This window comes from Streptomyces sp. CB02923, assembly GCF_001905005.1.
GTDB lineage: Bacteria > Actinomycetota > Actinomycetes > Streptomycetales > Streptomycetaceae > Streptomyces.
Genome location: NZ_LWKZ01000024.1, coordinates 622,790 through 646,493 on the forward strand (window position 1 = coordinate 622,790; position 23,704 = coordinate 646,493).

Here is a 23,704-nt window from a genome sequence, read left to right on the forward strand (position 1 = left end):
GGCCCGGTCCGATCCGCGCACCCCCTCGATCTCGTCTCACATGGTGAGACAAACGGCGGGGTTGGCTGCTGTCCGCCATGGCCTCTCGCCGTCGCCGGAATGCGTCGACGCACGGTCCGGCGGCTCACTAACTTTGCCGGGGCCGGGTGGTTCACCGGCGCGTTCGTGTGCCGGAGGTTCCCGTGGCTCCCGGCCCCTCCGTCGCCCCCGGCCGCGGCCCGAGCGTCAGTCATCAACGTTGAGCCCGTACGGCAGCACCCGTGCGGAGCGAGCGGGAGGAAGCAGTGACAAGCACCCCAGGTGTCGGCACGCTGACCGAGCTGTTCAGCCGCTCGGTGCGGCTCCACCCCGACCGGATCGCCGTCAGTGACGACCGGCGGTCGCTCACCTACGCGGAGCTGGACCGGGAATCCGACGCGGTCGGCGCGCTGCTGCGCAGTCACGGTGTCGACACCGAGGACCGGGTCGGCCTGTACGTCAACCGCTCCGTCCAGCTTCTTGTCGCGGTGCTCGGGATCCTCAAGGCCGGGGGCGCCTACGTGGCGGTGGACACCCGCTATCCGGAGGCACGCCGTCACCAGATGCTCGGCAGGAGCGGCGCCAAGGTCGTCCTCACCGAGGACGGCTGGGAGGACCGGCTCGGCGGGATCGCCGCGAAGGCCGTCGCCCTCAGCGGCCGGTCGGAGTTCGAGGGCCGGCGCGGCGCAGGCGTCGTCGAGCCGGAGAACGCGGCCAGTGTGCTGTTCACGTCGGGGTCCTCCGGGGAACCGAAGGCGATCGTCCTGGAGCACCGCAACCTCGTCTCCTTCGCCGGGAACCCGGGCATGCCCGTGCTCCGGCCGGAGGACCGGACCGGGCAGGTCTCCAGCGTCTCCTTCGACGCCTTCCACTTCGAGATGTGGAGCACCCTGGCGGCCGGTGCGCGGACCGTGATCCTGCCCACGGTGCCGGAGTTGCTCGCCGCGGGCTTCCGGCAGCAGATGGAGAAGTACGGCATCACCGCGATGGTGGTCCCCACCATGGTCGTCAACCACGTGGCGCACGAGGACCAGGACGCCTTCGCGCCCCTGCGGGTCCTGGGCGCGGGCGGTGACGTCCTCCTGCCGTCCGCCTGCCGCTCGCTGCTCGGCGGCAGGTTCACCGGAAGTCTCTACAACTGCTACGGCCCCGCGGAGATCACCACCGGGTGCACCGCGCACCTGGTGACCCGGGAGGACGCCGAGAGCGACGTCGTGCCGATCGGCCGCCCGATCGAGGGGGCGACGGTCCGGGTCCTCGACGCCGGGCTGCGGCCGGTCGCCCCGGGCGAGATCGGCGAGCTGTTCGTCGGCGGCCCCGGCGTGGCCCGCGGCTACCAGGACCGCGACGACCTGACCCGGGAGCGCTTCCTGGACGTACCCGACGAGGACGGCGGCGTCCTGCGGATGTACCGCACCGGTGACCTGGCCCGGCAGCGGGAGGACGGGGTGCTGGTCTTCGTCGGCCGCGCCGACGACCAGGTGAAGATCCGCGGCTACCGCGTGGAGCCCGGCGAGGTCGAGCGCGGGCTGCGCCGGTACCCGGAGGTGCTGGAAGCCGTGGTGCTCGCCGACGGCGAGGGCAGCGACCGCAGGCTGGTGGCTTTCGTGGTCCTCGACGCTTCGCTGGGCGTCGAGGCGCTGCGCGCCCGCGCCGAACGCGACCTGGCCGACTTCATGGTGCCCAGCCGGTTCCTCGTCCAGGACGAGATTCCGGTCACCGTGAACGGAAAGCGCGACGTGGACGCGTTGCGCGAGGTGCTCGCGGCCCAGCAGGCGCGCGGGACGGCGTACGCGGAGCCGCAGAACGAGACCGAGCGGTACCTGACCGGGCTCTGGGGAGAGCTGCTGAATGTCGAGCAGGTCGGCCGGGAGGAGGACTTCTTCGGCCTGGGAGGCCATTCGCTGCTGGCGTTCCGTATGCATCACCGCATCAATCGCGAGCTGAACGCCCGGCTGACCTTCCCGACGCTGCTGGACAACACCGTGCTGAAGGATCTGGCCGTGGCCGTCGACGCCACGCGTTAGCCCGCCGCGCAGGCCGCCATCGGCCGCCGTCCCCTCCGTTCTTCGTTCCCGTGGCTCGCTTCGGTCTTCCCACCCCCCACGCCCAGAACACGGTGATCTCCGCATGCGCTCTTCCCCGCCCTCCGGTACCGGCCCGAACCCCTACGTGTATGGCGAACGCATCGAGCAGGTGGTCGCTCACCACGCACGGCTGCGGCCCGCGGACATCGCCGTACAGCAGGGACACCGTCTGCTCACCTACGGCGAGTTGGCGCAGCGGGCGGACTCCGTCGCTGCCGCCCTGCACGAGCGGGGTGTCACGGCGGGCGGGCGGGTGGCCGTGCGCATGACGCGCTCCCCCGAACTGGTGACAGCCCTGCTGGGGGTGCTGCGCGCCGGTGCGGCCTACGTCGCCACCGATCCGGAGTGGCCGCACGCCCGTGTGCTGGACAGCCTGCGGGGAACCGGTCCGGATCTGTTCATCACCGACGATCCCGTTCCCGGGGTGGACGGGGAGATCCCCGTGGCCCCCTTCGACGTGCTGCTTAGCGGCGATCCGGCCGCGGCGCCCCCGCCGGAACGCGACGGCACCCGTACCGCCAGCATCTTCTACACCTCGGGTTCCACGGGTAAGCCCAAGGGTGTCCTCTCCCCGCACCGCGGCACGCTGCGCACCCTGGTCGACTGCCCCGCCATCCCCCTGGACAGCGACGCGGTCTTCCTCCAGGCGGCGCCCCTCCCCTGGGACGGTCTGTCGCTGGAGCTGTGGGCACCGCTCCTCAACGGCGGCCGCAGTGTCCTGCTGGACGCGGGGGCGGCGACGCTGGACGCCGAGCAGCTGGAACGCGTCGTAGGGCTCGGCGTCAACAGCCTGTGGCTGACCAGTTCGCTGTTCAGCGTGCTGGCCGAGGAACGGCTGGACCTCTTCGGCGAGCTGCGGCTGCTGCTGGTGGGCGGCGAGCGGGTCTCCGTCGCCAGTGCCCGGCGCGTACTGCGCCGGTTCCCGGAGCTGCACATGGTCAACGGCTACGGGCCCGCCGAAGCGACCATCTTCGCCACCCATCACGTCATCCGCCCCGCGGACGTGGCCGAGGACAGCACCGAGATCCCCATCGGCACCCCGCTGCCGCGCACCGCGGTCATGCTGCTGGGCCCCGACGGCCGGGCCGTACCCGACGGCGAGCCGGGTGAGGGGGAACTGGCGATCGGCGGCGACGGGGTGGCGCTGGGGTACGCGAACAACCCCGAAGAGACCGGGCGCCGCTTCTTCGACACCGGCGGCAACCGCTACTACCGCTCCGGCGACATCGTCGTACGCGACGTGGAGGGCCTGCTGCGGTACCGGGGCCGGATCGACCACCAGTTCAAGATCCGCGGGATACGGATCGAAGCGGGCGAGGTCGAGTCCGTACTGGAGGCGCACCCGGACATCACGGCGGCCTGCGTCCTGCCCCTGGAAGCCGTCCCCGGCCGCAGGGAACTGGCCGCGGCGTACGCCACGTCGGACGGACGGCCACGGGACGCCGCGGAGTTGCGCGCCTTCGCCGGACGGCAGCTGCTGGACGCCATGGTGCCGACGGTGCTCCACCACGTCGACCGCCTTCCGCTGACGGGCACCGGCAAGACGGACCGTAAAGCGGTGGGGCAGGCGGTACGGCAGGCGCTGGGGCCGGTTCCGGCACCGGGGCGGACTCCGCAGGAGACGGAGGCGGAGCGGGACTCGCAGGCAGACCCGCTGCTTGCCGAAGTGCGGGACCTGCTCGGGCTGCCCGCACTCGGCATGCGGGACGATCTCGTGCTCGCCGGGGCGAACTCCCTGGACGTCATCCGGCTGGCGGCCCGGCTCGGCCGCCGCCTGAACGCCAGGCTGACGGCTTCGGACGTCTACCGGCTGCGCACGCTGGAGGACATCGGCGCCCACTGCTCGGCAGCTGACGCCGTATCCGCCGATGTGCTTCCGCAGCCCACGGAGCAGGAGGAGAGCGACGCGCCGCTCTCGCACGCCCAACAGCGTTTCTGGCTCGCCGAGATGAGCGCTCCGGGCGCCGCCGACAACATGATCGTGCTGGCTTACGCGCTGTCGGGCCCCCTCAAGACGGAGACACTGGCCGAGGCCCTCCAGGACACCGTCCGCCTGCATCCGGCGCTGCGCACCACGTACCCCTGGGCCGGGGAGGCTCCCGTGCAGCGGGTGCTGCCGCCCGACGAGGCGGGCATCGGCGTGGAGCTGACCGAGCCCCCGGCCGACGCGGCCGGGGCCGGACTCCAGGAGCTGGCGGAGGCGGTGACCGCCGACTGGTGGGACAGGCCGTTCTCCCTGGAGGACGAAGTACCGCTGCGCGTCCGGCTGTGCAGGCTGGACGCGGACCGGCATCTGCTCTGTGTCCAGGTGCACCACATCGCCTTCGACGGCTGGTCGGAGACCGTGCTGGTGGCGGATCTGCAAGCCGCGTACCGGGCCCGGCTGGCCGGGGGGCCGACGGAACAGCCCGGGGGGCGGCTCCCGTACGGCAGGTACAGCGCCTGGGAAAAGACCCGGCTCGCCGAGTGGGCCAAGGAGGATCTCCCTTTCTGGGAGGCCGAGTTGTGCCCGGCCACGCCGCCCTTTCTGCCTGCGCCCACGGGTGCGGGAGAGGCCCGGCGGCTGGAGGCCGTGCTGCAGGTGGACGCCGGGACGGTCGGCAGTCTGGTGAAGGTGTCGGCCCGGTACGGCGGTCCGGCCGTCACCGCGCTGGCCGCCGGAGCCGCACAGGCCATCGCCGCAACCTTCGGGACCGGGTCCTTCACGCTCGGCTCGGTCACGGCAGGCCGCTTCGACCCCGCCCTGGAGACGGTGCTCGGCTACTTCGTCAATCCCTTCGGCATCCGTGTCCGCGACGGAGCGGGCGAGGACCTCGCCGCGCTGGTGGGCAGGACGGCGGACGGCATCGTGGCAGGTCTCGCGCACACCCGGACGCCGTTCGACGAGGTGGTGCGCGAGCTGGGCCCGGACCGCAGCCGGCACCCCTGGTTCCAGGCGTTCGCCGTCCTCCAGGCCGAGCCGCCGAGCGGCCGCCTGGGTGACGAGGTGACGCTGGCTCCGGTGCGGGTGCGGCCGCCGCGTACCGCTGTGGAGCTGATGCTGGAAGCTGTCCCGGAAGCCGGCGGATCGTGGCGGCTGGTGATCGCGTGGCGGGAGGACGGCGTCGACGAGAGCCACGCCCGCCGCCTGGTGGAAGCGCTGCGTACGGCGCTGACGCGGATCGCGGTCCTCGCCCGGCGGCCGTCCCCCACGCCTTCCTGAAAGGACCTCCCATGAGCTCGCCCCTCGCCCCGGACGCCGTCGAGCGCTGGCTCCGGCGCTTCCACGCCCCGCCCGGCCGCCCCGCGGCCCGCCTCGTCTGCCTGCCCCACGCGGGCGGCTCGGCCGGCTTCTTCTTCCCCTTCTCCCAGGCCCTCGCCGGAGACCTCGACGTGCTGGCCGTGCAGTACCCCGGCCGCCTCGAACGGCACCACGAGCCGCCCCTGACCGACATCGCGGACCTGGCCGGCCAGGTCGTCGCCGCGCTGACGTCACCCGCCGCCGACGCGGACGGCCTCCCGCTGGCGCTGTTCGGACACAGCCTGGGCGCCCTGGTCGCCTACGAGGTCGCGAGCGAGCTCCAGGACCGGGGCACTCCGGTGAAGGCGCTGTTCGTCTCCGGGCGGCGCGCCGCCGGCTGCCCCGACGACATCGAGCCGCTGCACACGCTGGACGACGCAGCCGTGATCGACGGGCTGCGGGCGCTGGACGGCACCGAGGACGAGCTGCTCTCCGACCCGGACATGCTGCGGCTGATCCTGCCCGCCGTCCGCGCCGACTACCGGGCCGTGGCGACCTACCGCCACCGGCCCCGCCCGCGGCTGACCTCCCCCGTGGTGGCCCTGACCGGGGACAGCGACTCCCGGGTCAGCCTGGAGCAGGCCGCCGCCTGGGCCGACCACACCACGGGCCCGCACGAACTCCGGGTCTTCTCCGGCGGCCACTTCTACCTCTCGTCGCAGCCGCAGCAGTCCGCGGTGGCGGCGCTGCTGCGGAGCCGCCTGGTCAGCGGACACGCCGACGCGGTGCCGCGCTGACCGCCGGCGCCACCGATACGTCCGGGCCGGACGGGCCGGACCTGCCCGCGGGCGAACGCCCCCGACACCGCCGGATCTCAGGAGACAGAACATGCCACCCCGTTGGTCAGGAGCACCCTCATATGCATGAGCCGCGCGCCTCGTCCCTCCGCTTGCTGTGGGGCGAGTCACGGCCCGTCCGGCTGATCGCGGCGGGCGCCCTGTCCGTCCTCATGGTCAGCGTCCTCGCCACCCTGGCCGGCCCCTGGCTGGTCCAGTACTTCGTGAACCAGGCGACCGCGGGCAGCGCCCAGTCCGTGCTGGTCACCGCGGCCCTCGGCTATCTGGCCGCCGCGCTCGTCGCCGGAGCGGCCCGGATCTGGGCCAGTTACCTGGCGGTCCAGGCGGGCTGGCGGATCGCCGACAGCCTGCGCGTCCGGCTGCTGCGCCACGCGGCGGTCGAGCAGCCGGTGCTCGACGTGGAGAGCCGGCCGGTCGGCGAGATCCTGGAACAGGTCGAGGGCAACGCCAATATCGTCGGCAAGGCCATCGCCGAGTCCGGTTTCCGCATGCTCAGCAACATCGCGCTGGCGATCGGCACCATCGTCGCGATGTCCGTGGTCATTCCGGCCGCCGGGCTCGCCATCTCGGTTCTGGTCATCGCCGTGTGCTTCGTGCTCACCCGGCTGACGCGGCGCTCGGTGCGCCGCTGGCAGGCGGCACGGGAGCAGCAGGCGGACCTCTTCGGCTTCGTCGGCGACTCCCTCAGCGCCCGGGACGACCTGCTGCTCGCGCGGGAGTCGGACTGGGCCACCGAGCGGACCCGTACCGACCTCGAAGCGCTGCTGCGCACCGAGGGCCGCGCCTACATCAGCGGCCGCGCGTTCTGGCCGTTGACCCAGCTGTGCTTCGCGCTCGCCTTCGGCCTGGGATTCGGGTTCGGCCTCCAGCAGTTGCAGGCGGGTGCCATCACCATCGGCACGCTCACGATGATCTATCTCTACGTCGATCTCCTGCAGCGCCCGCTGGAGGAGATGTCCTCCCAGCTCGGCCAGTTGCAGCAGATGATGGCGGTGCTCAAGACGTCCGCCCGCAGGCTCGGCCCGGAGGGGCGCGCGAAGTCCACGGCGCCGCCGGAGGGGCGGGCCTCGCTGCCGGACGGGCGGGCGTCGCTGCCGGAGGGGCCGCTGGAGGTCGCTTTCGAGGGGGTCTGCTTCGGTTACGGCGAGACGCAGGTGCTGAGCGATGTGACCTTCACGGTCGCTCCCGGCGGCAGTCTCGGCATCGTCGGTCCCACCGGCGCGGGCAAGAGCACGGTCGTCAACCTGCTCTGCGCGCTGGCCGAGCCGGGTGCGGGCCGGGTCCTCATCGGCGGTGTCGAGGCCGGCCGTCTCACGCCCGCCCAGTTCGCCGAGCGCGTCACCGTGCTCAGCCAGCGCGCGCACGTCTTCTCCGCCACGGTCCGGGAGAACATCACCCTCTTCGACGACTCGATGCCCGTCGAGCGCGTCTGGGAGGTGCTGGAGCAGCTCAACGCCGCCGACCGGGTACGTGCCCTGCCCGAGGGCCTGGAGACCCGGGTCGGCGCCGGGGCGCGGGAGCTGTCGGACGGCGAGATGCAGGTCCTGTCGGGCGCGCGGGCGCTGATCCGCCCGTACAGCCTGCTGATCGTGGACGAGGCGGCGTCCCACTTCGACCCGGAGACCGAGAAGGCCTGGGCGGACATGCTGGACACCGTCATGCAGGACCGCACGGTCGTCATGGTCGAGCACCGGACCGGCACCCTGCGCGGAGTGGACCGGATCATGACCATGGAGAGCGGCCGGGTCAAGGAGATCACCGAGGCCGGTGCCACGGGCGACGGCGCCGGACGCTCCGGCGCGCTCACGCGAGGAGGGAACCGGTGACCACCGAACACGGAGCTGGGCTCGAAACCGTACCGTTCAGCCGTTTCCTGCACCGCTGCGGGAGCAGGCTGCGGGCGCTGTACTTCTCCGCCATGGCGACCTGGAGTGCGATCTACGGCATTCCGCTGCTGGCGGGCGCGGTCACCTCGGCCATGCTGGACAGCGCGGCCGGACCGCTGGAGGGCAGCGGCATCTGGTGGCTGCTGGCCGCCGCCGTCGCGCTGATGGTGCTGCGCGCCGCCGCCCTGTGGGGCGGTCTGCAGCTGACGTTCGTCCTGATCTTCCGTACCAGTGCCTGGATCAAGGTGACGGCGCTGGGGCGGCTGCTGCGCCGGCCCGCGTCGCGCGCCGCCGTACGCGGCAACGGGGAGATCCTCAACCGGCTGCGCGACGACAGCGACGAGATCGGCGGCCTGCTGGAGTGGACCACCGACCTCGTCTACCGCTCGGTCCTCCTGGTCATCGCCGTCGTCGTGCTGGCCGTCACCGACCTCGCGATGACGATCCCGCTGCTGTTGCTGCTGCTGGGCCTGTGGGCGTCCGTCGCGCTGAAGAACCGCGTCGCCGTGCTCCAGGCGGAGACGCGGGTACGGCAGGGGATGATCGGCTCGGAGGTCGCCGATACCCTGACCGGCATCCGCGACCTGCGCCTGTCCGGCGCGATCGAGGGGCGGCTCCAGGGGCTGGAGCGGCGGTTCGCCTGGCGGCGCGGGGTGCAGCTGCGCCATCAGGTCTACCTCGACCTCCTGTCGGACCTGTTCCGCAACCTGGTCATGGTGGGCACGGCGGTGGTGCTGCTCACCGTCAGCGTCCGTGTCTCCAACGGCGACTTCTCCGTGGGCAAGCTGGCGCTGTTCGTGACGTACACCGGCTGGCTGGGCCAGCAGATGTACTTCTTCGGCAAGATCCTGGCCCGCTACCAGAGCGGCAAGGTCTCCTACGCGCGGCTCGGTGAACTCGCGCCCCCGGACGAGCCGTCGTCCGCCCGGGAGGATGCCGCCACCCCCGCCGCTGAGCCCCTGCGCGAGCTGACCGTGACCGCGCTGAGCTGCACGACCCCGGCGGGCGTGACCGCGCCCGAGCCGGTCAGCTTCCAGGTCCGCCCCGGTCAGCTCGTCGCCGTCACGGGCGACATCGGCTCCGGCAAGAGCACCCTCGTCCGCAGCCTGCTGGCGCTCCAGCCCGAGGTGCGCGGCCAGGTGTGCTGGAACGGCGTCGACGTGGCCGGGAACCAGGACTGGCTGAGCGCGCCCCGCGTGGGCCACGCCCGGCAGCAGTCCCTGTTCCTGCGGGGGACCGTCCAGGAGAACCTGCTGCTCGGCGCCACGGGAGTGAGCACCGAGCACCTGGAGCGGGTGATGGCCGCCGTACATCTGCGGCCCGGCTCGCCCGAACTGCCCGACGGGCTCGGCACCCGGCTCGATTCGGGTGCGGCCAGCCGGCTGTCCGGTGGCCAGCGCCAGCGCCTGGCCCTGGCCCGGATGCTCTGCCGCCCCGCCGAGCTGTACGTCGTCGACGACTGCGACTCGTCCCTGGACGGCGCGACGGCCAGGTCCATCTGGCAGACCCTGCCCCGGCAGTGGCCCGGCGCGTGGATCGTCGTCTCGCACAACCCGGACCTGCTGAAGGCCGCCGACACCGTGGTGACCCTCCGGGCCGGAACCCGTGATGCCACGTCACGTACCGGAGCAGAGAAGGAGGCCGCGCTGTGAGATCGACATCCGCACTGCAGGAACTGACCGACCCGGATATGTTCATCGACCTGTCCCCCTATCTCGGGCACGCGCTCCAGATGAAGTGCGAGGGCCTGAACCTCGGCGGCTCGATCAAGGTGCGGGCGGCGGCCTCGATGGTCGCCGCGGCCGAGCGCAGCCGCCTCCTCCGCGAGGACTCGGTGCTCGTCGAGTCCTCCTCCGGCAACCTGGGCGTCGCGCTGAGCGTGATCGCGGCCGGGAAGGGACTGCGCTTCACCTGTGTCACCGACGCGCGGTGCAACGAGGCCACGGCCGCCACCATGCGCGCCCTCGGCGCCGAGTTGGTGGTGGTCGAAGAGCCCGACCCCGAGGGCGGCTACCTCAAGGCCCGGCTGGACCGGGTCCGGGCGCTGTGTGCCGAGGACGACCGGTACTTATGGCTGAACCAGTACACCAACCCCGCCAACTGGGGTGCGCACTACGAGTCCACGGCGCCCGCCATCCTGAAGCATCTGCCCGACGTGGACGTGCTGTTCGTGGGGGTGGGCACCGGCGGGACCGCGATGGGCTGCGCACGCTACTTCCGCGACAGCGGCAGCCACGCCCGGCTGGTGGCCGTGGACGCCGCCGGATCGGTCACCTTCGGGCGGGCCCCGGCTCCCCGGCTGATCCCCGGGCTCGGTGCGAGTGTGCCGCCGCCGCTGTTCGTCCCGGAAGCCTTCGACCACCTCGTCGAGGTCGGTGAACTGGACGCCGTCCGGCTCTGCCGCACGCTCGCCTCGCACGGCATGCTCTTCGGCGGCTCGACCGGGACGGTGGTCGCGGGCGCGCTCCAGTGGCTGGAGCGGTACGACCCGGGACGGACGCTGAGTTCGGTGTGCATCTCCCCCGACATGGGCGACCGCTACCTCACCACCGTCTACGACGACCGCTGGGTGCTGGACCACTTCGGCCCCGAGGCCCTGCGCCCGCTGCAGCCCCTGCATCCCATCGGCCCGGTGGAACTCGTACGGAGCGAGGCCGGCGCACCGGACCTCGGCTGACCGCCGGAACACCAGACCACACGAAGGAAGGACTCGCACCATGTTCGAATTCACCGTTGTTCCGGGGCCGGCCGTACGCGACGTACTGGACGGGGACCGCCCGGCCGTCATCGACCTGGTACGCCGCACCTACGTGCACCATGAAGCCGGGGACTCGGTCAACCCGGACAGCTATTTCCTGCGGTTCCCCGACAAGCCCGACGCCCGCATCATCGCCCTGCCCTCCTTCCTGGGCGCGGACGTCCAGCGCGCGGGCATCAAGTGGATATCCAGCTTCCCGGCCAACACCGCCGCGGGGCGGCCCCGGGCCTCCGCCGTGCTCGTCCTCAACGACTACGAGACCGGCTACCCGACGGCCTGCCTGGAGGCCGCGACCATCAGCTCGGCGCGCACCGCCGCCTCCGCCGCCGTCGCCGCCACGGCGCTGCGCCCCGGCGGGTACGCGGGCAGCACGCTCTCCGTGGTCGGTGCGGGCATCATCGCGCGCAACATCTGTGACTACGTGCATGCCGCGGGCGTACGCCCCGACACGTACCTGGTGCACGACCTGGACCCGGCGTCCGGGCACTCCTTGGTGCAGCACATCCGGGAGAACCTGGGGGCGCGGGCCGAGTTCGTCGCCGGTCCGGATGCCGCGCTGGCGGCCGACACCGTGGTGTTCGCCACCACGGTGGCGACCCCGTACGTGCACACGCCCTTCAAGCCGGGACAGCTCGTGCTCAACATCTCGCTGCGTGACCTCGCCCCCGGAGTCATCACCGAGGCGGCCAACTTCTTCGACGACGTCGAGCACTGCATGAAGGCCAACACCTCTCCGCACCTGGCCGAACAGGCCACCGGAGGCCGGGACTTCGTGACCGGCACGCTGGCCGCCGTACTGAACGGCGAGGTGACGCCGCCCACCGACGTGCCCGTGGTCTTCTCCCCGTTCGGGCTCGGTGTGCTCGACCTCGCGGTCGGTGCCCACGTCCTCGGCCGTGCGCAGGAGGCGGGCACCGCGGTGGAGATCCCCGGCTTCTTCGCGGAGACGCACCGCTGGTGACGGTGCCCCGCGGCCGAGCGGCCGCGCCGACCATCCAGCCGGAACCCTCCTGAGGTGGACCTTCAACATGATCACGCACTGGTGGCTCAACGAAATGCCGCCGATTCCGGGAATCCTTAGAGCGGTCTTCTACGCGGGCCTCCTGGTCATCTGTCTCGTCGACCGGCCGTCACCGCTCGCCGCCGCGCAGGTCGCCGGCAAGACCGCGCCGGCGTTCTACACTCCGGTCGGCGTGCTGCGGCTGCTCGGCATCAAGCAGGTCGGCCCCGGGGTGCTCACCCTCGTCACCAGGCTCACGGTGGTGGTGTGGGTCGCCGCCGCGGCCGGCTTCCTCCAGCCCGCCACCGGCGCCCTGACGTTCCTGGGATTCGCCTTCCTCCACGCGGTCAACGCCGGTGCGCTGGGAGCCAACCACTCCACGCACTCGGCGGTCTACGCGCTGCTGTGCATGAGCTTCTCGGTCTCGTACGACTTCTCCCTCGACGGCCTGCTCGCCCAGCACACCGCCTGGCCCCTGCTGGTGCCGGAGTCCTCCGTCCTGACTTCGGGCTTCGCCCCGGCGCTGCTGCTGATCTGCCTCGCGTACACCATGTTCGCCGGCGGAGTGGCCAAGGTCCGCTACGGCTGGTCCGGCTGGCGGGACGGTTCCGCGCTCCGCTTCTACCTGGAGCAGTCGTCGCCCGTCGCCCGCTGGCCGTGGCTCTCCCGCCTGGTGATGGGCAGCCCGGCCCTGTGCCGGCTCGCCGCCTGGGGCACGCTCGCCATCGAACTGGGTTCCATTGTCGCCGTGTTCAGCGGTGAGGCGCGGATGCCGCTGATCCTGACCTGGGTCTGCCTGCACGTCGGCATCCTGTGCATGATGATGCCCGCCTACTGGGTGCAGATGTGGTGTTACCTGCTGCTCCTCGACTGGCCGTGGCTCACGTCCCTCGTCACCGGCGAGGAGCCCGCCCGCCCGGTCTTCTCCGGCGGCGGAACCGGAGCGGTGGTGCTCACCGCCGTCGGCTGCCTCCTCGTCGCGGCTCTGGTGTACGTCCTGGTGACCGAGTCCGAACAGTGGCCTTTCACCAGTGTGCCGATGTACTCCAACGGAACGCGGGGCGCCGACCTGATCGTGCTGCCCGACCGCTCCGAACTGCACGCGCGTGCGCAGCGGGCCGCACGCGGCCGCCACCGGGCCTGGCAGCGCGCCTGGGTCGACCAGGAGTACCTGGAAGACATCTGGGTCCGCCCGGCGGACGACGGGGCCGAGCCCCAGCGCCTGTTCCACCTGATGCACGAGCGCGGCGCCGTGCCCCCCGCGCGCTGGTCGCAGTACGCCAAGGTGGTGCGCGAGACCGCCGTCGAGGACATCGTGGCCAAACCGGCCGGCCGTCCGGAACACACCACGGACCGGGAATACCCCGCCGCCCGCTTCCTCCGCGAGGTCATACCCCTGGTACGGAACGCGCTGCCCGGCTGGGAGCAGTACCGGGCCCTGGAACTGATCTGCCGTACCGAGTGCGGAGGCGTGGTCATCGCCCGCGCCGACCTGGCGGACCGGCCCGTCGGGGAGCCCGTCCGGTGACGCCTTCATCCCTCCCCGGACCGCAGCCGACCGTCTCCCCGCAGAGTGAGGAAGCCGTGAGCGTGGACAACAGCCCGAGCCCGCACGAGATCACCCGCGCTCCGACCGCCGACTGGTACCCCCTGTCGTCGGGCCAGCTCTCGATCTGGCTGACGACGCAGGCGGGCGGCGCCCACGGCGCCTATACGGTGCCGGCCGTCTACCGGCTGAGCGGCGCTCTCGACGCCGTCGCGCTGCGGCGCGCCTTCGAGGCCCTGCTCGCCCGCCACGAGTCGCTGCGCACGGCGTTCGCGGTGGTGGACGGGATTCCGCGGCAGCGCCCCGTCGCCGACGCCACGCTGGACTGGACCTACCAGGTCGCCGACGGCGGCGCGGAGCACCTCGTCGAGGGGTTCACCGCCGGGGCGTTCGACCTCGCGGCGGGCCGTCTGATGCGCGTCCTGCTGGTGCGCACGGGCGAGGACGAGCACGTCCTGGTGGTCACCGCACACCACATCGCGGTGGACGGCTGGTCGATGACGGTGCTGCTCGACCAGGTGACCTCGGCCTACGACGCGCTCGTCCGCGGCGAGGAGCCGGAGACCGGACCGCCGCAGATCCAGTACAAGGACTACGCGAACTGGCAGCAGGCCCACCTGCACGGCGGCTCCTTCGACGCGTCGCGCGCGTACTGGCAGGAGCGGTTCGGGGAGGGCGTCGTCCCGCTGGACCTGCCTGCCGACCGGCCGCGCCCCGCCGCCCGCAGCTACCGGGGAGCCGTCACCGGCCGCGTCATCGGGCAGGACACGCTCCAGGCGCTCAAGGCGCTGTGCCGACAGGAGCGGGTCACGCTCTTCGCGGGCCTGTCCGCCGCGCTCCGCGTCCAGTTGCTGCGGTACACCGGCCGGCGCGACATCGTGCTCGGCACCCCCGCCGTGACGCGGCCGGTGCCGGAGCTGTACGACCAGATCGGCTGCTACATCAACAGCATCGCGCTGCGCGACACCGTCCGGCCGGGTACGAGCTTCCGCGACCTGCTGCGCACCGTCCAGGACACCCTCCAGGGTGCCCTGCGCCACCACGAGTACCCGTTCGACCAGGTCGTACGGGATGCCGGTGGCACCACCGAAGCCGGTCGCAACCCGCTGTTCGACGTGATGGTCATCTTCGACCACGGCTGGGGCCAACCGGCGGAATCCACGGCCGGACTGCGCTTCGACGCCCTCAAGGCCGACAACGGGCACAGCAAGATGGACCTGACCGTCTTCTTCGAGGAGACGTCCACGGGCCTGCGGGTCTCGGCGGAGTACTCCACCGAGCTGTTCGACGCCGACCGGGTCCAGCGGCTGCTGGAGCACTTCGGCGTCCTGCTGGAGGACGCGTCGGCCCGCCCCGACCGGGCCGTGGAGACCGTGGCGCTGATGGGCGAGGAGGAGCGTCACCGGGTGGTGCACGGCTTCAACCGCGCCGGAACGCACTACGACCTCGGCACCCCCCTCCCGCAGCTCTTCGAGCAGCAGGCGGCCCGCACCCCGGACGCCGTCGCGACGGTCGACGAGCACGGGTCGCTGACCTTCGCCGAACTCAACTCCCGCGCCAACCGGCTCGCCTGGACCCTGCGGGAGTCCTACGGGGTCGGCGCGGGCACACTGGTCGCCCTGTACCTGGAACGCTCGGTGGACCTGACCGTCGCCGTGCAGGCCGTGCTCAAGGCAGGCGGCGCCTACCTGCCCGTCAACACCGCCGACCCGTCGGACCGGGTGCGGACCGTCCTCGACGACAGCGGCAGCAGGCTGGTGCTGTCCCGCGGCGGGGCCGCCGTGCCCCTCCCCGACGGCCTGCCGTCCCTGGACATCACCGGCCAGGACGCGCTGTCCCCGCGCACGGACGATCCGCCGCCGCTGGCGGGCCCCGACGACCTGGCCTACTGCATCTACACCTCCGGCTCGACCGGCCGCCCCAAGGGGGCGCTCATCGAGCACCGCGCGATCGTCAACCGGCTCCGCTGGATGACGGACGACCTCGGGCTGGGCGCGGACGACGTCTTCCTCCAGAAGACCCCGTACTCCTTCGACGTCTCCGTATGGGAACTGCTCCTGCCGGGGATCATCGGCGCCACCCAGGTCATGCTCCGGCCGGGCGGCGAATCCGACCCGCAGCTCATCCGGGAGACCGTCGGGCGGCACGGCGTCACCGTCGTGCACTTCGTTCCCTCGATGCTGAGCCAGTACCTGGCAGCCGTGCCCGACGCCTTCGCCGGCGTGCGCAGCTGCGTGTGCAGCGGCGAAGAGCTGGACCGCGACCTCGCCGGCCGGTTCCGCTCCGCGACCGGCGGTACGGGCACGCGCCTGTTCAACTACTACGGCCCCACCGAGGCCGCCGTGGACGTCACGACGCTGCACGTCGAGGACGGGGAGCGGCCCGTCAGCATCGGCCGCCCCGCCCCCGGCAACCGCCTCTACGTCATCGACGAGGCGGGGCAGCCGTGCCCCGTCGGCGTCACGGGCGAACTGTGCATCGGCGGCGTCCAGCTGGCCCGCGGCTACCTCGGCCGCCCCGAGCTGACCGCCGAGCGGTTCATCACGGCCGCCTTCCTCCCGGACGAGCGGATCTACCGCACCGGGGACCTGGCGCACTGGCTGCCCAACGGCGAAGTGCGCTACCTGGGACGGCGCGACAACCAGGTGAAGATCCGCGGACACCGCGTCGAACTGGGCGAGATCGAGCAGGCACTGCGCGACCAGCCCGCGGTGGAACGCGCCGTCGTCCTGCCGCGGCGCGACTCCCTCGGCACGGACCTCCTGTACGCGTATGTGGAGGCCGGCCAGGACTGCCCGCCCGCCGACCGGCTGCGGGACGCCCTGGAGCAGCGCCTGCCGCGCTACATGGTGCCCTCGCACTACATCCGCACGGACACCTTTCCGGTCACGCGCAACGGCAAGGTGGACCGCGAGGCGCTCACCCGGCTGTCCGGCGCGGAAGTCGCGACCACCGAGTACGTCGAGGCGTCCACGCCGACCGAGCGGGCCCTGACCGGTATCTGGCAGTCGTTGCTGTCCGTCGAACGGGTCGGCGTCACGGACGACTTCTTCGTACTCGGCGGGCACTCCCTGACCGCACTCCAGCTCAACAGCCGGATCAGCGAGCACTTCGGGCTGGACTTGCAGGCGGCGGCGGTCTTCACGCACCGGACCGTGGCCGCGCAGGCACGGCTCGTGGACGGTGCTGCCGCGGGCTCGCGAGCGGCCCTGGAGCCGGTGGCCCGCGCCGGGCGGCACGTCCTGTCCTACGCCCAGGAGCGCATGTGGTTCCTGTACATGCTCGCCCCGGAGAGCACGGCGTACCACATCCCCACGCTCGCCACCTTCCACGGCCGGCTCGACACCGAGGCGCTCCGGGCGGCGCTGTCCGATCTGTTCGAGCGGCACGAGATCCTGCGCGTGGCCTACGGCTCCGACGACGGGCAGCCCTTCCAGCGGCCCCTCGCCGACCTGGCACTCCCCTTCTCGCAGACCGACCTGTCGCACCTCGGCCCGCGGGAGGCGGAGGAGGCCGTCGCCCGTGCGGTGCACGAGGACGGCGCCCGGCCGTTCCGGCTGCGGGAAGAGTCCCCGGTGCGCTTCCTGCTGTTCAAGGTGCACGACACCGAACACCGGCTGCTGACCACGCTCCACCACATCGCCGGTGACGGCTGGTCGACGCGGCTGATGATGCGGGAGCTGTCGGCCCTCTACACCCGGCGTACGGGCGGCGCCTGCGAACCGCTGCCCGACCTGCGGGTGCAGTACATCGACTACGCCGCGGCCGTACGCGACGAGGGACACCGCCAGGCCGTCGACGCCGATCTGCGGTACTGGACGGAGCGGCTCGCCGGTGCCCCCGCGCTGGAGCTGCCGACCGACGTTCCGGACCCGGAGGCCGCCGGAAGGTCCTGCGGCAGGACAGCGCTGGCCCTCCCCGCCACCACGGCCCGCAAGCTCCGCGATCTGGCCGTACGGACCTCGACGACCCCGTTCGAGGTGACCATGGCGGCCGTGAACCTGCTGCTGTCCCGGCTCGGTGACCAGCAGGACGTGAGCGTCGGCTACCCGGTGGCCAACCGGCAGAGCGTCGAGCTGGAGGGGATCATGGGTCTCTTCCTCAACACGCTGGTCCTGCGCACCGACCTGTCCGGCGAGCCGGTCTTCACCGACCTGCTGAAGCGGGTGAGCAGCGGTGTCCAGGAGGCGTACGCGCATCAGTCGGCGCCCTTCGAGCTGCTGGTCGAGCGGCTCAACCCGGCCCGGCAGCTGGACCGCACCCCCGTCTTCGACGTGTTGCTCAACTACCTGGGCAGCCTGCGCGAGGACGCCCAAATCGAAGGGCTGGGGGTCGAGTTCGACGACCAGCTCTTCGAAGCGGAGGCCAAGTTCCCGCTCACCTTCTACGTGTGGGACGAGGCGGACGACGCGGGCGGAGAGCGCCTGCACATCGAGCTGGTGCACAAATCCAGCCTGTTCTCCACGGCCCGCGCCGAGACGCTGGTGCACCAGCTCGGCGCCCTGCTGGAGCAGATCGCCGAAGCCCCGGAGCGGCCGCTCGCCGCGTACTCGCTGGTCCTGCCCGGAGCCGCCGGTGCGGAAGCCGCCTTGCGCACGGCGATCGAGGAACCCCCGCAGCCGCCGGTCACCGAACTGATCGCGGCTCAGGCCGCACGCGCCCCCGGGCGTCCGGCGCTCGTCCAGGGGAACCGCTCCCTGTCGTACGCGGAACTGGTCCGGCGCTCCGAGGACCTGGCCCGGCGCCTGGTCGCCGAAGGGTGCGCACCGGGCCGGGTGGTGGCGGTGACCGGGCCGCGCGGCCCCGGGTTCTACGTGGCGATGCTGGGCGTACTGCGCAGTGGCGCCGTCTTCTTCCCGCTGGACCCGGCGTTGCCCCCGGGCCGCCGGGACCACCTGCTGAGCGCCGGACGGCCCGAACTCGTGGTGCGGACCGCCGATCTGTTCGCGGACGGCGCCGACAGTGCCGACGACAGCGGACTGCCGGTGGTCCTGGTGGACGCGTACACCGGAGCGCTGACGGAGGAGGCCCCCGCCGAGCAGCTCCCCGCCGTCGCCCCGGACACGCCCGCGTACCTCTTCTTCACCTCCGGTACGACCGGCACTCCGCGTGGCGTGCTGGGGCGGCACGCGTCGCTGAGTCACTTCCTGCGCTGGCAGAGCGGTGAGTTCGGCATCGCGGACGGGGACCGGTGTGCCCAGCTGACCAGCCCCTCCTTCGACGTGATGCTGCGCGACACGCTGCTCGCCCTGGTCTCCGGCGGCACCACGGTCGTACCCGAGCCCTCGGACCTGCTGGGCGGCAAGGCGGTGTTCGCCTGGCTGGAGCGCGAGCGGGTCAGTGTGCTGCACGCCGCGCCGACGGTGCTGCAGTCCTGGCTCCTGGACGTACCGGCCACGACCCGCCTGCCCGGACTGCGCCTGGCCTTCCTGGCGGGCGAGCCGCTGAAGGCGGCCCTGGTGGAGCGGTTGCGGGAGGTCCTCCCGGAACGCGGGGAGATCGTGAACCTGTACGGCCCCACCGAGACCACGATGGCGAAGTTCGCGTACCGCGTCCCGGCGGGCGGGCCGCTTCCGCCGGTGCTGCCGGTCGGTACGCCGCTGCCGCAGTGCCAGGCGTTCGTGATGCGCGGCGATGTCGTCTGCGGTACCGGTGAACCCGGCGAGATCGTCATCCGTACCCCGTACCGGACCCTGGGCTATCTGAACGATCCCGGGTCCGCGGCCTTCTTCCCCAACCCGTACCGTGCCGACGAACAGGACCTCCTGTACCGCACCGGGGACGTGGGGCGGCTGCGTCCGGACGGGCTGCTGGAGATCGTCGGGCGCGCGGACCACCAGATCAAGATCAGCGGCGTGCGTATCCACCCGGCCGAGATCGAGGCGGCGCTGGTGGGCCACCCCCAGGTGTCGGGCTGTGTGGTGACGGCCCACAAGAGCCCGCAGGACGAGTACCACCTCGTGGCCTACGTGGTGCCGGACGCCGGTGCCGAGGGCGACGGGCTGGGGGGACGGCTGCGGCAGTACCTGACCGGGCAGCTTCCGCAGGCCATGGTCCCCGGCGAGTTCATCGCGCTCGACCGCATCCCCACGAACGCGAACGGCAAGCCGGACCGCCGGGCCCTGCCCGCGCCCGCGTTCCTCGACGACTCGCCCGTCGCCGGAAAAGCCCCCCGCACCGCGGCCGAACTGCGCATCCAGGAAGCCTGGCAGTCGGCCCTGGGCCGCCGCGTCTCCGGTGTCGACCAGGTCTTCTTCGAGCTCGGCGGCACCTCGCTGAAGCTGCTGAGGCTCCACGCACTGCTGGAGGAGGAGTTCCCCGCCGCCTTCCGGGTCGCGCAGTTGTTCAGCCACCCCACGATCGCTCTGCAGGCGCAGCTGGCCGAACCGGCGGCCGCCCGTGAGACCCAGGACCACACGGAAGACGAGGTTTCCGAGCATGACTTCTGATCAGTTCCCGGCGGCTGCCGGGGCCCGGGACATCGCCGTCGTCGGCATGGCCGTACGGCTGCCCGAGGCCGACGACACCCGTCAGTTCCTGGAGAACCTGCGCGAGGGGCGGGACAGCGTCCGCGAGATCTCGGCCGGGCGCCGCGGCCGCACCTCGATGCCGGTGGACGAGGACTTCCAGCTCAACGGTTACATCGAGGACATCGACTCCTTCGACCACGCCTTCTTCGGCATTTCCCGCGGTGAGGCGCAGGTGATGGCCCCGGAGCACCGGCTGCTGCTCCAGACCGCCTACCAGGCGGTGGAGGACGCGGCCCAGCGTCCGGCCGCCCTCAACGGCCGCCGGGTCTCGGTGTACGTGGGCGACACCCGGATCGCGTACCACCAGCTCGTCCGCACCATCGAGGCCCCGATGGTGATGGGCGTGCACGTGGCCGCCACGGCCGGCCGCCTCGCCCGCTTCTTCGGGCTGTCCGGGCCGGCCGCCATGGTCGACTCGTCCTGCTCGTCGGGGTTGCTCGCCGTGCATCACGCGGTCAACGACCTGGTGCTCGGCGACGCCGAGATGGCGCTGGTCGGCGGGGTGAACCTGAACCTGTTCGGCGATCCGGTCCAGGACGACGGCGGCCTGGACCTGGGCATCCGGTCGGCGGACGGCAAGACCCGGGCCTTCTCCGCCGAGGCGGACGGCACCGGGTCCGGCGAGGCCGTGGTCGCCGTCCTGCTCAAGCCGCTGGACGACGCCCTGCGCGACGGGGACCCCGTGCGCGCCGTCATCAAGGGCATCGCGGCCAACAACGTCGCCGACCGGTCCAGTTCCCTCACCGCTCCCGACAGCGCGGCGCAGGCCGAGGTGATCACGCGGGCGTGGCGGAAGGCCGGCGTCGACCCCGCCACCGTCTCGTACGTCGAGGCCCACGGGACCGCCACCCGGCTCGGCGACCCCATCGAGATCGAAGCCCTCGACCTGGCCTTCGGCCCGACCGCCGCCGCGAAGCACTCCGTCGCGCTCTCCTCGGTGAAGAGCAACATCGGCCACACCTGGAGCGTCTCCGGGCTGGTCGGCCTGGTGAAGGCCGTGCTGGCGCTCCGGTACGGGCAGCTCTTCCCCAGCCTGCACACCGAGGCCCTCAGCCCTCTGATCGACTTTTCGGAGTCGGCCGTCTCGGTCACCCGGCAGCTCACGCCCTGGGAGCCCGCGGGCGGGGTACGACGGGCGGGGATCAGCTCCTTCGGCGTCATGGGCACCAATGTGCACGCGATTCTGGAAGAGGCGCCCGCGCCGGGCGAGGCTCCCGCGGACACGCCGCCCGACGGGTACTGGCTCCCGTTCTCCGCCAGAACGCCGACCGCGCTGGCCGCCAACATCGCCGCGCTGCGCGCCCGTATCGAGGACGATCCGCAGCTGCGGATCGCGGACATCCAGCGCACCCTGGCGGAGGGACGCGACCACCACCCGTACCGGTACGCGGTGACCGCCGACGATCTCGGCGGGCTCTCCCGGGCCCTGGCCGAACCGCCGGGCGATCCGTCGGCCACCGGCCCGGTGACCGTTCTGCTGGTCTCCGGGCGCTGCCCCGCCGACGCCGGTCAGGTCTCCGCCTTCCGCGGCGCCCATCCGCGTTTCGACGAGCTCTACGCACAGTGCGAGCGGGCCGCGGAAGCCGACGGCACGTCAGCCGACGGGCAGTTCGCCTTCCAGTACGCCCTGCACGGGCTGCTGCGCGAGATCGGCTTCGACTTCCGCCACGTGGTGGGAGAGGGCGCGGGCAAGCACGTGATCGACGCCGCGGCGGGCCGGGTTCCGCTCGCCGAGGCACTGCGCCTGGCGCACGCGGAACGTGCCGCGCAACCGACCGAACCCGCCGACCTGGACGCGCGCGTCGACCGGCTGCTCGGAAAGCTGGTGGGCGCCCAGCCGGTGCTCTTCGTCGAGGCCGGCCCCCTGTCCACCGTCTCCGGCGCGCTCGCCGCGCGGGGCGGGGCCGGGTACCGGGTGGTGTCCGTGACCGCGGGGCCCGCCTCCCTGCTGCGTGATCTCTACACCGGTGGCGCCGACTGGAACTGGGCGAGCACCGCGGGCGAGGGGCGGCGGATCGAACTGCCCGCCTACCAGTTCGACAAGATCCGCTGCTGGCTCGACGACGCCGACGTGGTGACCGCGAGGGGCACCGTGGCCGCCCCGGGCGGGTCGGCCGAAGCAGCCGGAGCGGCCGGGCAAGGGTCCGTGCCGCGCCCCTCCGACGTCCTGGAAACGGTGACGGGAGTCTGGCGGGACGTCCTCGGAACGGAGGCCGTCTCCCCCTCGGACTCCTTCTTCGACCTGGGCGGCGACTCCATCAGCGGCCTGCAGGTGGTCAACCGGGTCCAGAAGCTCTTCGGCGTCGAACTCGACGTCCTGACCCTCTTCGACTACGACACCCCCGAGGACCTCACCGGCCACCTCGACACGCTCCTGGCCCCGGAGCCGGAGGCCGTACCGGACGTCGCGGAGGAAGCCGCCGAAGAGGCCGCTCCCCCGGCCGTGCCCGGCTTCTTCCCGGCCTCCGCGGCCCAGCTGAACGTCTGGCTGGCCTCCCAGTTCGAGGGCGGCTCGGTCGCCTTCAACCTCACCCGGAGCTTCGAACTCACCGGCCCGGTGGACACCGCCGCGCTCCAGAAAGCGGTGGACGGCCTGGCCGCCCGCCACGACGGCCTGCGCGCCGCGTTCCGGCTGGAGGGCGAGCAGCTCGTCCAGCAGGTGGCACCGGCCGGTCCGGGGACGGTCGCCGTCGAGGTGCGCACCGAGTCCTCCGCCTTCCCGGAGGGCCCCGCGGCCGTCGGCCTGGTCCGGGAGTTCGCGGCGCGCCCCTTCGACCTGGAGAACGGTCCGTTGCTGCGCGTGCAGCTCACCGGTTTCCGGGACGAGCGCCACCTGCTCAGCCTCAGCACCCATCACCTCGTGGCCGACGGCTGGTCCCTGGGGCTGCTGGTGCGCGATCTGTCCGAGCTGTACGCCGCCGCCGTCGCGGGTACGCGGGCCGCGCTGCCGCCGGTGGGCGCCGACTACCGCGACCACCACGTGCGGGAGGCGCGGCGCGCGCAGGACCGGCGCGAGCAGGCCGCCGCGTACTGGCTCGACACCTTCGACTCCGTACCCCCGGCGCTGTCCCTGCCCACCCGGGCCGGCTCCGCGGAAGGCCGTGCCTACACCGGCGCGTACCGCGACTACGCCCTGCCCGCCGACCTGTGGCAGCGGCTCAAGTCCTTCGCCCGGTCCCGGGGCGGCACCCCCTTCACCTCCGTCGTCAGCGCCTTCGCCGCTGTCCTGGCCCGTTACAGCGAGCACGGTGAGCTGGTGCTGGGCACCTCGGTGGCGGACCGCGGCGAGGAGTCCCTGGAACAGCTCGTCGGCATGCTGGTGCGGACCCTGCCGCTGCGGCTGAGCGTCGATGCCGAAGCGGGCTTCGACGCCCTGTACCGGCAGGTGCGCGGCACCTTCAACGACGGTCTGCGCCATCTGTCCCACCCGTACGAGGAACTGGTCCGCGACCTCCAGGAGCGGGGGCGGACGCATACGCCGGACCTGTTCGACGTCCTGATCGAGTTCGAGCAGTTCGCGGGTGCCGGGGCCGGGCCGCTGGAGGCGATGGCCGCCACCGGGCTGGGCGTCGAGCCGGTCGACGTGACCCTGGAGACGAGCGTCTTCCCCCTCAACATCATGCTGGCCGAGCAGCAGGGGACGCTGGGGGCGGCCGTCCGCTTCGACACCCGGCTCTTCGACCCGGCCACCGTGGACGGGCTCTGGGAGGCGTTCGAAGCCCTGCTGGACACGGCGCTGGCCGATCCGGACACTCCCCTGGGCCGGCTCCCGCTGCTGACCGCCCGTGAAGAGCTGCGGGTA

At 72.4% G+C, this 23,704-nt stretch carries 9 protein-coding genes and 1 pseudogene; all 10 read left to right on the forward strand.

Going from position 1 to position 23,704, the window contains the following annotated elements; all coding sequences use genetic code 11:
* Positions 1-284 precede the first annotated feature (284 nt).
* Entirely contained in the window at positions 285-2,045 is a 1,761-nt protein-coding gene (locus A6A06_RS26005) for a non-ribosomal peptide synthetase (protein WP_073763832.1), read from the forward strand.
* Between the two features lie 103 nt (positions 2,046-2,148).
* Positions 2,149-5,307 carry a non-ribosomal peptide synthetase gene (locus A6A06_RS26010; protein ID WP_073763834.1) on the forward strand — a complete coding sequence of 1,053 codons (3,159 nt, stop codon included), beginning with the start codon at positions 2,149-2,151 and terminating at the stop codon, positions 5,305-5,307.
* Positions 5,308-5,318: 11 nt separating this feature from the next.
* A complete protein-coding gene (locus A6A06_RS26015; protein WP_073763835.1) occupies positions 5,319-6,122 on the forward strand; it encodes a thioesterase II family protein in 804 nt (267 codons plus the stop codon).
* 122 nt (positions 6,123-6,244) lie between these two features.
* Positions 6,245-8,008, forward strand: coding sequence for an ABC transporter ATP-binding protein (locus A6A06_RS26020; RefSeq protein ID WP_073763837.1), 1,764 nt, complete (start codon positions 6,245-6,247; stop codon positions 8,006-8,008).
* Positions 8,005-9,720: an ATP-binding cassette domain-containing protein gene (locus A6A06_RS26025; RefSeq protein ID WP_073763839.1), complete on the forward strand. Its 1,716-nt coding sequence runs from the start codon at positions 8,005-8,007 to the stop codon at positions 9,718-9,720. Before A6A06_RS26020 ends, A6A06_RS26025 begins: the two co-directional genes overlap by 4 nt.
* Positions 9,717-10,745, forward strand: a complete 1,029-nt coding sequence (gene sbnA / locus A6A06_RS26030) for a 2,3-diaminopropionate biosynthesis protein SbnA (RefSeq protein ID WP_199931152.1) — start codon at positions 9,717-9,719, stop codon at positions 10,743-10,745. Before A6A06_RS26025 ends, sbnA begins: the two co-directional genes overlap by 4 nt.
* 40 nt (positions 10,746-10,785) lie before the next feature.
* Positions 10,786-11,787, forward strand: a complete 1,002-nt coding sequence (gene sbnB, locus A6A06_RS26035) for a 2,3-diaminopropionate biosynthesis protein SbnB (RefSeq protein ID WP_073763843.1) — start codon at positions 10,786-10,788, stop codon at positions 11,785-11,787.
* A gap of 67 nt (positions 11,788-11,854) precedes the next feature.
* A complete protein-coding gene (locus A6A06_RS42065) occupies positions 11,855-13,354 on the forward strand; it encodes a hypothetical protein (RefSeq protein ID WP_073763845.1) in 1,500 nt (499 codons plus the stop codon).
* Positions 13,351-19,821: a non-ribosomal peptide synthetase gene (locus tag A6A06_RS26045; RefSeq protein ID WP_199931153.1), complete on the forward strand. Its 6,471-nt coding sequence runs from the start codon at positions 13,351-13,353 to the stop codon at positions 19,819-19,821. Before A6A06_RS42065 ends, A6A06_RS26045 begins: the two co-directional genes overlap by 4 nt.
* Positions 19,811-23,680 (forward strand): annotated as a pseudogene (locus A6A06_RS44015) (condensation domain-containing protein); the annotation flags it as partial. The gene A6A06_RS26045 and the pseudogene A6A06_RS44015, both read left to right, overlap by 11 nt.
* Between the last annotated feature and the right edge of the window lie 24 nt (positions 23,681-23,704).